Genomic DNA, 12,620 nt, shown 5'->3' on the forward strand with positions numbered 1-12,620 from the left:
CCAATGTATTAAATATCATTTGCCAGATTCCTTTCTTGGACCAACGTATAAATCGTTTATGAACTGTAGACCACTTACCATATTTCTCAGGCAATGACCTCCATTTTGCACCATTCCGAGCTATCCACATTATACCTTCTACAAAAAGCCGGTTGTCTGATCCCCTCCGACCAGGATCCCCCAACTTACCTGGTAAGCAATCTTTAATCCTCTTCCATTCATCATCTGTAAGCATAAAACCACCTTGTCATTTCTATCGCAGATTATACACAATCATCAATGTCGACAGAACCTAAATAAAAGCTGTTTTATTTCAAGTATTCGACAAGCTCTAAGAAGCTCGTGTAAAAGCATAAAGGTGGGCTATCCCAGAATGACTTCATACCACCTAGATCATTTTGTGAGCAGGTAATCCTTATTATCGGCTGGATAATCGCATGGAGAATTATTCATTGTGGAGGTTAATATGGCATAAAGCAACCATCCTGGGTCAAAGCCGCGACAATATAAATATCGCGGCCGAGAGTCTAAACGACGCGAGCTCACAAAAGTTAAGATTTGCGATGCTGCGCCAGTGCTGAGAAAAACTCAGGCTTATTTAATCCCATGGATGCAAATATTTGCGGCACTTTATCCCAACTGTTTTCCTGATCAATACTGGCCACAATTAAATCAAACCCTTTTTTCTTATCAGGCTCAACACCCCAACCGTTGATGTAACATAAACCATGTAAACGCTTTGCTTGTATATGTTGCAACTTCTCAGCTGCTGTTAAATAAGCAAGGGCTTCCTCGTATAGCTGCTTCATGCGCCTTTCATTGCTGGTGCTTGCAAACACTTCTTCTTTTTGGAGTTGTTCGCGCAGTTTAGCCTCTTCTAAAAGGTTTTTTCCCAAAATATATTGGGCGACAGGATCATTTATTGTGGTGGCGGCACGGTAGCATTCCAGAGCTTGTTCACGTGCAAAAGGATATTTCTTCTTACCCTGCAATGACTCATATAACGCAGCCAGAGTATGATATAGAGAAACTTCTTTTTGCAAAGCTTCATCTGTAGGTTGATTGTGCAACCGGCTTTGTTGCAAGACTCTTATTTTTTTTATCAAACGTTTAATTTGAAATTTTGTTAAAAAAAGCATCACCGCTCCTTAATCAATTGGGGTAGCTGCAGGTACATAAATTAACCATTGCAGCAAAATCGCCCCAATAAATATAAGTATAACAACAATTATAATCTTTGATAAAATGCTTGCCGTTTCCTTGGCTTCTTGACGTATTCGCGACGGGCCTTCCTCGCCTTCCTGCTTTATATTAAAAATACGATTTTCAATGCGATTGGAAGCTAAATAAGCTGCAAAGGCTGCCAGGGCCGCCAGTAAGAAAAAAATAAAAAAAACGATCAAGCCCGCAGCGCGTGTAGTAATTTGGTATTTATCCTCAAAAAATTCCCGCAGGTACAAAATAAACTCGGGTACATCATAAACAAATCCAAACAACAAGAACGGCAAGAGATAAAAACAAAATGCAAACAAGACAAGACTTAAAATAAGCGATATCATGCCAGTAATATACCATCCATGACTTTGCTGGTAGCGATCTTTTTCCATAAGGATTTCCTCCAACCACTTGATTTTAAACAACATAGCAGATAAGACCTATAATTGCCATGTCAGGCTTAACGAGAATGGAAATGAAACGATACATTTTTATGGTGTCAGACGGCACCGGGATCACTGCAGAATCTTTAGGCAACAGTTTGTTAACCCAATTTGAGCAAATACAATTTGAAAAACAAACCATTCCTTATGTTGACTCTATTGAAAAAGCAGAAGCGGTAATAAATAAAATTAACCATTGCTATGAGGAAACCGGTATAAAGCCCATTGTCTTCTTGACATTGGTCAACCCGGAAATCAGTGCCCATATAAAAAACTCCAAAGCCAGTATATATGATTTGTTTAATACTTTTCTTGCACCTCTGGAGCAGGAATTGAATACCAAATCTTCTTATACGGTGGGACGCACGCATGGAGTGAGTGATACGCAATCCTATAACCAGCGCATTGAAGCGGTAAATTATACCCTGGCTCATGACGATGGCATAAAAATTAAAGATTATGACAAGGCTGATATCGTTTTAATTGGAGTATCCCGCTGTGGTAAAACTCCAAGTTGTTTATACATGGCGCTGCAATTCGGTATACTGGCTGCAAACTATCCTTTTGCCGAAGAAGAGTTGGCTGACTTTCGCCTGCCGGATGTGTTAAGACCCTATAAACATAAATTATTTGGCTTAACGATTGATCCGCAACGTCTGCAGCATATTCGTACGGAACGCAGGCCCAACAGCCAATATGCCTCCACAGAGCAATGCCGCCGTGAAATTGCTGAGGTAGAAGCCATGTACAAACAAGAAAATATTCCTTTTATCAATTCCACCCGTTATTCAATTGAAGAAATTACCACAAAAATCATGGCGACGGCGGGCATTAAACGAAAAATTTGAGAATAACAGCATGCCTGGCGAAAAGATAAGGCCCAGTTAGAGCAACAGCAATAACCGGGCTAAAATATTCTACTTGGCAAAAGCCCACATAGCCATAAAATCCACCACAGACATTGCTGCCAAGGAATTGGTGTCGCTCATGGCTTGCATGATTTTTTCCACTTGAGCCGCAGAAAAATGAGTACTTACATTATGTTTAAACTTAGACAAGAGGACAGGTATCCCTTCTTCCCGGCGCCTTCTATGCCCGATGGGATATTCCACGGTTACCAATTCACTCTCACTGCCATCGTTAAATACAATTTTCATGCTGTTGGCAATCGAACGCTTTTCTGGATCATGATAATCGCTGGAAAACTGCTTGTTCTCGGATACAGTCATTTTTTCGCGCAATAGATCAATGCGTGGATCAGAAGCGGTTTCATCCTCGTAGTGTTCGGCACGCAGATCGCCATGTAAAAGAGCCACAGCGACCATGTATTGCAAACAATGATCCCTGTCTGCAGGATTATGGAGCGGCCCTTGTTTGCTAATAATACGAATAGCCGACTCATGCGTAACTAATTCGATGCGGGCAATGTCTTGCAAACGGTTTTTCAGTAAAGGATGTAAGGCTGCCGCACATTCCACTGCAGTTTGTGCATGAAATTCTGCAGGGTAGGAAAGCTTGAAAAGGACGTGCTCCATCACATAGCTCGCATAGGGCCGCTGAAATTGAAACGGCTTTCCTGCAAATAGCACATCGTAAAAGCCCCATTTGGGGGCGGTTAATGCGCTAGGATAACCCATTTCACCCGTTTGACTAATAAGAGCCAATCGTACAGCACGAGCGGTAGCATCTCCCGCGGCCCAGGATTTACGCGAGCCTGCATTTGGGGCATGCCGATAAGTCCTTAAGCTTTGACCATCCACAAAAACCTGCGAGAGCGTGCGCTGTATCATGTCTTTATCGCCACCCAGCAAAGCAGCTGCAACGGCGGCACTGGCTGTTTTGACCAGGAAAACATGATCAAGCCCCACGCGATTAAAACTGTTTTCCAATGCCAGGCATCCCTGGATTTCATGTGCCTTAATCATGGCAGTCAGCACGTCTTGCATAAGCAAGGAAGGTTTTCCTTTTTTTAAATTTTGTCGGCTGACGTAGTCGGCAACAGCAAGGATGGCTCCCAGATTATCCGATGGGTGTCCCCATTCAGCTGCAAGCCAGGTATCATTAAAATCAAGCCAGCGAATGATGGTGCCGATATTAAACGCAGCTTGTACCGGATCCAATTCGTAATCCGTTCCCGGCACCCGCGCACCATTCGCCAAGAATGCGCCCGGTACAACAGGGCCTAACAGCTTGGTACATTCCTTGAAACTTAGGGCCAATATGCCGCAGCCTAATGAATCCATTAAACAAAGACGTGCTGTTTCAAATGCTTCGTGACTTTTAATCGGGGTATGCAGCACATAATCGGCAATGTCATTCATTACTTGGTCGTAATTCGGTTTGATATTATCTTCTACAAATGTGTGCATCAATTTTACCTCGCATCGATGGCAATATAAGGACGCGCTTCCGGCCCGGTGTACTCTGAAGTTGGCCGGATCAGGCGATTATCTGCTCGTTGTTCAAATACGTGTGCTGACCACCCCGTAATCCTTGACATGACAAAAATGGGTGTAAACAGGCAGGTTGGGATCCCGCAAAAGTGATAAGCGGAAGCACTATAAAAATCAAGGTTCGGGAATAAATCTTTCTCACGTCGCATAACTGCTTCAATACGTTCAGAAATTTTAAACAGCAATATTTCTTCTTGGGATTTAGCCAATTTTCTTGCCCATTCCTTGATGATATCGGAACGAGGGTCGCAGTCTTTATAAACACGGTGCCCAAACCCCATGATTTTAGCTTTATTGGCGAGCATCACCATTAACTGCTGCTCGGCTTCATCAGGGCTTTTAAAGCGCTCAATAAGCTCCATCGCGGCTTCATTGGCCCCACCATGCAACGGCCCTCTTAATGCACCGATGGCACTGGTGATGGCTGAATAAAAATCGGATAGGGTAGCCGCAGTTACGCGTGCGGCAAAGGTGGAGGCATTGAATTCGTGCTCGGCATATAAGATTAATGAAACATTCATCATATCGCGATGCAAGCTAGGCGGATTTTTTCCATGCAACAAAGCTAAAAAATGCCCACCGACACTTTCTTCATCACTTTCCCCGCTTATCTCCTTACCGAATTGATGATAGTTATACCAATAGCACAACATACCTGGAAATATAGCCAATAAACGATCAGCTATATCATACTGCTCGGAAAAATCCTTTTCAGGTTCCAGGGTCCCCAGCATGGAACAGCCGGTGCGTAAAACATCCATGGGATGCGTCTGTTTTGGAACCAGTTTCAAAACAGATTTTAAATGCTCAGGCAAAGAACGCAGACTGATTAACTTATTCACATAAGTAGCCAATTCGGTGCGGGTGGGTAACTGCCCATAAATTAATAAATAAGCCACTTCTTCAAAAGTTGCATTTTCGGCCAAATCTTCAATGGAATAGCCACGATAATTTAATCCAGCTCCTGCTTGCCCTACAGTAGCTATGGCAGATTGACCTGCAATCACACCTTCCAACCCTGCTGATTTATTTGCCATCCTGCTCTCCCTTATACTCATCCAATTTTTTTTCAAAATCATTGTACTTTAACACTTGATAGAGATCATTACGCGTTTGCATTGAATTCAATACGGCTTGTTGCGTCCCTTGCCCCAGAATAGTTTGATAGACGTTTAATGCCGCAAACGACATGGCTCGGAAAGCACTCAATGGGTACAAAATTAACTTTACGCCGGCATTTTTTAATTCTTCTTTTGTAAACATTGGGGTTTTACCAAATTCGGTGATATTCGCAAGGATGGGAACTTTCACCTGCGTGGTGAACTCACGATAATCGTCCAGACTCGGTAATGCCTCCGCAAAAATCATGTCCGCACCAAGTTCTGTATAAAATTGTGCACGTTCTATGGCCGCTTGCAAACCTTCATTTGCGTAAGCGTCAGTCCGAGCCATGATGACAAAATTTTCATCCAAACGGGCATCGACCGCTGCTTTGATTCTATCGCCCATTTCATGCATGGACACTATGGATTTATTGGGGCGATGGCCGCAACGTTTGGCGGTCACTTGATCTTCGATATGAACGGCAGCCACTCCGGCGTGTTCCATCATTTTAATCGTGCGCGCGATATTAAATACATGCCCGAATCCAGTATCGATATCAACGAGGAGGGGAAGCGAACAAGCTTGAATGATGCGCCCTGCATCTTCAAGTATTTCTGCAAGTCCGGTCATGCCTAAATCCGGCAAACCATAAGAGGCATTTGCCACTCCTGCACCGGAAAGATAGAGCGCCCTCGCCCCGGCTGTTTCAGCCAACATCGCAGCATAAGCATTGATTGCCCCTAAAATTTGCACGGGTGGCTGCGTATTGACTAAATCCCGAAACTTCTTTCCCATGGAAGCTGACATCGATTGCTCCTTGCAACGCGTGAACAGCATTTTTAACATGGTAACGAACTAAATGGCAACAGCAAATAAGGCCGCTATCTTAGAAAACTTTCCTACTATTCTTTAAAAGCGTGTGATATTTTTACTGCGATAAAATTCATATTCATACCTTTATGACCATTTTAGTATTTGACATTGAAACCATTCCTGATCTTGAAAGCGGCCGTAAACTCTACGGGCTGGAGAATCTTGCCGATAGCGATGCCGCCCGTGCATTATTTGCATTGCGCCGCGCGAAAGTAGGCCATGATTTTTTACCGCATTATTTGCAAAAAATTATTGCGATTTCATTGGTGCTTTGTAATTCTTCCCAGTTAAAAGTCTGGTCATTAGGCGATGTGCATGCTGATGAGCAGGAATTGATCCAACGTTTTTTCAATGGGCTTGATAAACACACGCCTACGCTGGTCAGCTGGAATGGCTGCGGTTTTGATCTGCCGGTTCTGCATTATCGCGCTCTGTTTCATGGCATAACTGCATCCACGTATTGGGAGGCGGGCGACAACCAGCAGGAATTTCGCTGGAATAATTATTTGAACCGCTATCATTATCGCCATCTGGATTTGATGGATGTTTTATCCGCTTACCAAATGAAAGCAAGCGCCCCTTTGGATGAAATTGCCACTATGCTGGGTTTTCCCGGGAAAATGGGAATGAGTGGCGAGAAAGTCTGGGAAGAATATTTGGCAGGAAACATCCAAGGCATCCGCGATTATTGCGAAACGGATGTACTCAACACGTATTGTGTTTATCTGCGCTTCGAACTCATGCGCGGCTGCATCACCAAACCAGAATATGATAAGGAAATAATGCGGCTAGGCAATTATCTTGCTGCAGAAAAAGATAAGCCGCATCTCCAAGAATTCTTAAAATGCATGCCCTAGGCCAGGGCAACGAAAGTTGTCATTGGCTAGGGCAACATGCTTTGTACTACTTTATCCCGATCAATAAAATAGTGTTTCAATGCACCTGCCACGTGCAAAATCACTAACGCTATCAACACCCACGCAATGGTTTCATGAACGCCATTCATTGTTTTGGCCAATTCTTTATCGGGCGAAATAGGCAAAGGCACTGAAAATAAACCAAAGTACACCGGCGTTCTGCCGGCAGCAACCGACATAATCCAGCCGCTTAGCGGCATTGCAAATAAAAACACATAAAAACTGTATTGCACGCCCCTTGCCAGTAGTCTTTGCCAAGCAGGAACCGTTTGCGGCAATGGCGGTTTACCTTTATACAAAATCCAAAATAAACGAAGCACCATTAAAAATAATACTGTTAGACCCAAGGATTTGTGGATCATATAAGCAACAGGCTGGTATTGCTCCGGCACATCTTCCAGGAAAAAACTAACCGCGAGCAAGATAATTACGAGACTGGCAATTAACCAATGCAGCCACTTTGAACCCGTTGAATACCGAACATATTCTTCCGGATTGCTATAGTCTTGAGAAATTTTACTTCGATGTTTAAGCACGTTTACTTCCTTATAATGACACACTCAAAAGAACTTATCTTACTCATTTTAATGGTTATAGACAAACCCAAGCGCTAGACAATGTTGCACCCTGCCACACGCCTATGTAAGCCCGGATAACCGCTAACGCGCAGTTATCCGGGAAACAGACAAGATTAGGCTTCTTCCAACAGAGGCTTTTTCTCAGACGTTTGGATAGTGGTTTGCGTCAAATCCAACAATTCACGTATGGCAACGAAAAACATGGTATAGTTAAGTCCGCCCGATGAACGCAAATTAGCTAAAACTTGATGCCATCTCTCGATAAGCGCCGTATGACTTTCAGACCAGGATTGAATCAGTTTTGCAGAATCTTTCTTATTATCTGCTTGAATGATACTGGCTGTTAACTGACGTTGTTGCCAATCCAAATCGTCACGCAAGGCTTCTCTGGATAAGACTTCCCAGTGATTTTCTGTTGGATGAATAATTACTTGTAAACGTATCCATTCCAAATCCAGAAAAGAACCAATATTGAAATAGACTTCTGCCACTCTGGTGATGCTCGTATCCAGCTGATGAGCTACCTCAATAATATCCATTACGGCAAACAAGCCTTTGGTTATGGTTAACTCATGAGCCAGAAATTCCGAAATGCCCCATTGTAAATATTTCTGATAAGTATCGTCATACAATTTACGATCCTGCTCACCGAGAACTTTCGGCAGAGCGGCTTTTATTTCCTCAAAACCTGGCGCATACAATTTGACGGTCTTGCTGATATCCAATTTCATCCGGCGATTACGCAAGAACCAACGCGAAATTCGACGCAGTAATCTTACATAAAGCATCATCATTTCAGTCTGCTTTTGCGCATCAACGCGGCCATCCAGTGCTTCAATCTCCGTCCAGATGGCATTCATATTAATAACGCTTCTGGCTATCATGTAGGCACGCACAATAGCAGAAATTGGGGCCCCGGTTTCATCCTGTAGACGGTAGACGAAATTAAAGCCCATTTCATTGAGAATAATATTGCTTAATTTTGTGGCAATGATTTCTCGCTTCAATGGATGCTGCTGCATTTGCTTACTAAAGTTTTCTTGCAGCGGTTTGGGAAAAGACTGCAGCAAGAGTTGCTTCAAGAAAGGATCTTCAGGCACATCGGAAGCCAAAATAGCTTCTTTCAGCACAATTTTGCTATAGCAGAACAAGACTGCAATGGCAGGACTTGTTAATCCTTTGCCAGCAGCTTTTCGCTCGACAAGCGCCTTCTCATCCGGTAAAAATTCAAGCGCCCTGTCCAATTTACCTGTGCGCTCCAGTTCATGGATATAACGGCTGTGCAACCCGAGCGAGCGAGCAGCTTGGGTTGCCATTAAACTGATAGCACGTGTTTGTAAATAATTTTCCCGGAGCACCAGCTGCGCAACTTCATTCGTCATTTCACCCAGTAGCTCGTTACGCTGCTTCGTCGTAAGATCGCCCGCAGCCACGACCGAATTAAGCAGAATTTTGATGTTTACTTCTTTATCGGAGCAACTGACCCCAGCCGAGTTATCGATAAAGTCGGTATAAATCAATCCTCCATGCAGGGCATACTCCATCCGCCCTAATTGGGTAAGGCCAAGGTTGCCGCCTTCCCCAACGACCTTGCAACGAAGCTGTTTGCCGTTGATGCGGATTGCGTCATTGGTGCGATCGCCAACTTCTGCATTGGGTTCGGAGCATGCTTTCACGAATGTACCGATGCCTGCGCTCCACAATAGGTCCACTTCCGCTTGCAGCACAATGCGTATTAACTCATTAGGCTCAACGGCAGCTTGTTTAATGCCAAATAATTGCTTCATTTCCTTGCTGACGACGATTGATTTGGCATTGCGGTTAAACACGCCACCACCTTTCGAAATCAGTTTTTTATCATAATCCGCCCAGGTTGAACGCGGTAAATTAAATAACCGCTGGCGTTCTGCAAAACTCAGTGCAGGATCAGGGTCTGGATCGATAAAGACATGCATGTGGTTGAACGCAGCAACCAATTTAATGTGTTTGGATAACAACATCCCATTTCCAAACACATCGCCTGACATGTCGCCAATACCAACCACAGTAAAATCTGTAGTTTGAATGTCTACGCCCATTTCGTAGAAATGACGTTTTACGGATTCCCAGGCCCCTCTTGCCGTGATGCCCATTTTTTTATGGTCATAACCAATAGAGCCGCCGGATGCAAACGCATCTCCCAGCCAGAATCCATATTCTGCCGAAATTTCATTGGCAATATCAGAGAATGTAGCGGTACCTTTGTCTGCTGCTACGACCAGGTAAGGATCATCCTCATCATAAGTGATTACATCATTTGGCTTGATGATGAGACCATCTTTATAGTTATCAGTAATATCCAGCAAACCGCGGATGAACAAACGATAACAATTGATGCCTTCTGCCAATATTTCCTCGCGTGTGGCATTAACCGGAAATTGTTTAACCACAAAACCGCCTTTAGCACCACTTGGCACAATCACAGCATTTTTAACTTGTTGCGCTTTCATCAAGCCAAGGATTTCTGTGCGGAAATCTTCTCTCCGATCCGACCAACGAATTCCACCACGGGCCACTTTTCCACAACGCAAATGCACGCCTTCGAATTTTGGAGAATAAATAAAAATCTCGAACATGGGATAAGGACGAGGCACCCCGGCAATGGTCTTGCTGTTTAACTTGATAGATACATAATTCTTAGGCTGGCCTTTTTTATCCAACTGGTAATAATTAGTGCGCAGAGTCGATGTAATTGCCTGCACATACTGGCGAATAATTTTATCTTCGTCCAAATTATCCACAGCATCCAGATCCGACAAAATTTCAGCGACCAGCGCGTGTATTTTCTTTTCCCGGTCTTTTATTGTTTTTGGATTGAAATGCAATTCAAATAATCGCACCAATTTTTTAGAAATCAATGCATTATTATTTAAGGCTGAAATAATGTAATTCTGGCTGAAGGTAAATCCTATCTGCTTGAAATAGCGAGCATAAGTGCGCAATACCGTCACTTGCCGCCAGTCAAGCCCTGCCGCCAGTACCAATTGATTAAAGCCATCGTTTTCTGCATCGCCGAACCAAATCTTGGTGAATGCATTTTGGAATAAATCGCGAATATCATCAAAATTGAATTCGCTGTCGCGGGTATAATGCAATGCAAAATCATTAATCCAGGTAATTTTTCCATCGTTAAATTTAAGTAAATACGGACGCTCGCTAATGGCGCGCATTCCTAAATTTTCAAGAATGGGTAAAACATCAGACAATGGGATGGTGGTGTCATGCTGATAGATTTTTAATTTAAAGCTGCCCGAAAGCTCATCCAATGGACGATAAAAATTCATCCCCAATGAATTATCCACCGACAATTGCTCAGTGTGCTTGATGTCGAAAACTGCAGTCCGGGCTGAAAAATTCGTCATGTAAACTGCCGGGAAAGCATCTTTGTAACGTGCATAAAGATGGTTGGCTTCTTCTTCTCCGAATGCTTCGTACAAGTATTGCTGCAAATCATCAGTCCAGGAGCGACCCACTTCGATTAATTTTTTCTCGACCGCCTTGAAATCAAAGTCTTTGCTTTCGTGCGGATTGATACGAATAATAAAATGAATACGAGCCAGAATAGATTCGGAAAACCGGGTAGAAAAAGTGATTTCCTGCGCATTGAAGCTTTCGCGGAGAATTTCCTGCATTGCTTCTCTAAGCTCTGTATTGAAACGGTCTCTTGGTACAAACACCAAGCATGAAATAAAACGACGGTACACATCCACCCTTGCAAACATGCGGATGCGGCGACGCTCTTGCATGTGGAAAATACCCATGGCCATTTGCAATAATTCTTCATCAGTTGCCTGGATTAAATCATCGCGTGGCAAAGTTTCAATAATATTTAACAATACTTTGCCCGCATGGCTGCGTGGATTTAATGAAGAATTATTCATTATCAAGGCCACTTTATGCCGTAGAAAAGGAATATGTTTCGGGTTGGTATTGTATGCAGCAGACGTATATAACCCGATAATTCGGTGCTCACCTACTACTTCACCTTTTTGATTGAAGTATTTAACTCCAATATAATCGGTGTATGCATCCCGGTGTACACTGGCTAGGGTATTGGTTTTGGACATTACCAAAATTCGGGGCGATAAGGTAAGTTCGCGGGCTTCGGGCGTCATCGCTGAAATGCTGCGCGCACTGGACTTGCTCAAGCCTGATCTTAATACGCCTAAACCTGTTTCCGGTATGGCTTGCAGGATAGTTTCTTTATCTTTATGAATTAATTCATAATCCCGTATGCCCAGGAAAGTGAAATGGTGATCTTCAATCCAATGCAAAAAAGCTTTCGTTTCTTCTACTTCGTTAGGATCCAGATTTTTAGGAGCTCTATCCAGCTCTTCAATCATGGATTTCACTTTTTTACGCATAGGCAACCAGTCTTCAACCACAAGACGATTATCCTCAAGGACACGCTCAAAATTTCGGTGCAGTTCATCCAAAACTTTCGGATCGGTCTGCCTATCAATCTCCATCAATATGGTGGAATCAAACTGAACATCGTCCGAAGTTTCGCCATTTTGCGGTAAAATAGCGGTTATTTCATTATTTGCTGCCCGTTTTACACGCAAACCACCAAGATGCATGATCAAATGAGAAGCCAATCCCATACGGTTGACGACCATACGAATAGAATCCACCAAAAAGGGCATGTCTTCACAAGCGATTTCCACTACAGTGTGAGTAGTCTGCCAACCATGGCGCTCAAAATCAGGATTATAGATGCGAATTTTTACTTCGCCGGGCGCACGGTGTTGGATGAGGGGCCAGAAATTAATTGCAGCACCGTACAGATCGTCAATGGTCCAATCTTGTAAATCCTCCAAGGCCACTGTACCAAAAAACTGCCGTATAAATTCAGCGCACAACTTGGCTTGATCGCTACTCATTTTTTGTTTTATCTTGTTAACGACCGCGTCGATGATTAAATCTTTACCTTCTTCAAATTTATAAGACATGCATCACCCCGTTTAGCATGATAATAGTAATTCATTGTGGCGAATT

At 43.3% G+C, this 12,620-nt stretch carries 10 protein-coding genes; 2 read left to right on the forward strand and 8 right to left on the reverse strand.

Annotated elements, in window-relative coordinates; translation table 11 throughout:
* From ELY11_RS09270 to ELY11_RS09280, 3 genes are all read right to left on the reverse strand, one after another.
* The coding region (locus ELY11_RS09270) for a transposase (protein WP_148110525.1) at window positions 1-235 on the reverse strand (235 nt) is incomplete at its 3' end.
* Between the two features lie 316 nt (window positions 236-551).
* A complete protein-coding gene (locus tag ELY11_RS09275) occupies window positions 552-1,139 on the reverse strand; it encodes an SEL1-like repeat protein (RefSeq protein ID WP_126954858.1) in 588 nt (195 codons plus the stop codon).
* Window positions 1,140-1,148: 9 nt separating this feature from the next.
* Window positions 1,149-1,607: a hypothetical protein gene (locus ELY11_RS09280; RefSeq protein ID WP_127033225.1), complete on the reverse strand. Its 459-nt coding sequence runs from the start codon at window positions 1,605-1,607 to the stop codon at window positions 1,149-1,151.
* 83 nt (window positions 1,608-1,690) lie between these two features.
* Here ELY11_RS09280 and ppsR point away from each other — a divergent pair, with 83 nt between their 5' ends.
* Window positions 1,691-2,506, forward strand: a complete 816-nt coding sequence (gene ppsR, locus ELY11_RS09285) for a posphoenolpyruvate synthetase regulatory kinase/phosphorylase PpsR (RefSeq protein ID WP_126954860.1) — start codon at window positions 1,691-1,693, stop codon at window positions 2,504-2,506.
* Window positions 2,507-2,575: 69 nt separating this feature from the next.
* Here the strand turns inward: ppsR and ELY11_RS09290 are convergent, their stop codons facing one another.
* The 3 genes from ELY11_RS09290 to prpB are packed head-to-tail and all read right to left on the reverse strand — an operon-like array spanning window position 2,576 to window position 6,022.
* Window positions 2,576-4,027: a bifunctional 2-methylcitrate dehydratase/aconitate hydratase gene (locus ELY11_RS09290; RefSeq protein ID WP_127033227.1), complete on the reverse strand. Its 1,452-nt coding sequence runs from the start codon at window positions 4,025-4,027 to the stop codon at window positions 2,576-2,578.
* Between the two features lie 5 nt (window positions 4,028-4,032).
* Window positions 4,033-5,148: a bifunctional 2-methylcitrate synthase/citrate synthase gene (gene prpC, locus ELY11_RS09295; protein WP_127033229.1), complete on the reverse strand. Its 1,116-nt coding sequence runs from the start codon at window positions 5,146-5,148 to the stop codon at window positions 4,033-4,035.
* Window positions 5,138-6,022, reverse strand: a complete 885-nt coding sequence (gene prpB, locus ELY11_RS09300; protein ID WP_127033231.1) for a methylisocitrate lyase — start codon at window positions 6,020-6,022, stop codon at window positions 5,138-5,140. The genes prpC and prpB overlap by 11 nt, the downstream gene beginning before the upstream one ends.
* 152 nt (window positions 6,023-6,174) lie before the next feature.
* Here prpB and ELY11_RS09305 point away from each other — a divergent pair, with 152 nt between their 5' ends.
* Complete coding sequence (locus ELY11_RS09305; protein WP_126954864.1) at window positions 6,175-6,945, forward strand: 3'-5' exonuclease; 771 nt, start codon at window positions 6,175-6,177, stop codon at window positions 6,943-6,945.
* A 26-nt stretch (window positions 6,946-6,971) separates the two neighbouring features.
* On the opposite strand, the gene ELY11_RS09310 is transcribed toward ELY11_RS09305, so the two are convergent.
* Both ELY11_RS09310 and ELY11_RS09315 read right to left on the reverse strand, forming a co-directional pair.
* Window positions 6,972-7,541, reverse strand: a complete 570-nt coding sequence (locus ELY11_RS09310) for a cytochrome b (RefSeq protein WP_233579789.1) — start codon at window positions 7,539-7,541, stop codon at window positions 6,972-6,974.
* A gap of 155 nt (window positions 7,542-7,696) precedes the next feature.
* Entirely contained in the window at window positions 7,697-12,574 is a 4,878-nt protein-coding gene (locus ELY11_RS09315; protein WP_126954865.1) for an NAD-glutamate dehydrogenase, read from the reverse strand.
* Between the last annotated feature and the right edge of the window lie 46 nt (window positions 12,575-12,620).

The sequence above is a fragment of the Legionella septentrionalis genome (genome assembly GCF_003989745.1).
Taxonomy (GTDB): Bacteria; Pseudomonadota; Gammaproteobacteria; order Legionellales; family Legionellaceae; genus Legionella_A; species Legionella_A septentrionalis.

Excerpts from the sequence above, each read along its gene's own strand:
- ELY11_RS09290 (WP_127033227.1), bottom strand. The coding sequence starts at position 4,027 with ATGCACACATTTGTAGAAGATAATATCAAACCGAATTACGACCAAGTA.
- prpC (WP_127033229.1), bottom strand. The coding sequence starts at position 5,148 with ATGGCAAATAAATCAGCAGGGTTGGAAGGTGTGATTGCAGGTCAATCT.
- ppsR (WP_126954860.1), top strand. The coding sequence starts at position 1,691 with ATGAAACGATACATTTTTATGGTGTCAGACGGCACCGGGATCACTGCA.
- prpB (WP_127033231.1), bottom strand. The coding sequence starts at position 6,022 with ATGTCAGCTTCCATGGGAAAGAAGTTTCGGGATTTAGTCAATACGCAG.
- ELY11_RS09280 (WP_127033225.1), bottom strand. The coding sequence starts at position 1,607 with ATGGAAAAAGATCGCTACCAGCAAAGTCATGGATGGTATATTACTGGC.
- ELY11_RS09315 (WP_126954865.1), bottom strand. The coding sequence starts at position 12,574 with ATGTCTTATAAATTTGAAGAAGGTAAAGATTTAATCATCGACGCGGTC.
- ELY11_RS09275 (WP_126954858.1), bottom strand. The coding sequence starts at position 1,139 with ATGCTTTTTTTAACAAAATTTCAAATTAAACGTTTGATAAAAAAAATA.
- ELY11_RS09305 (WP_126954864.1), top strand. The coding sequence starts at position 6,175 with ATGACCATTTTAGTATTTGACATTGAAACCATTCCTGATCTTGAAAGC.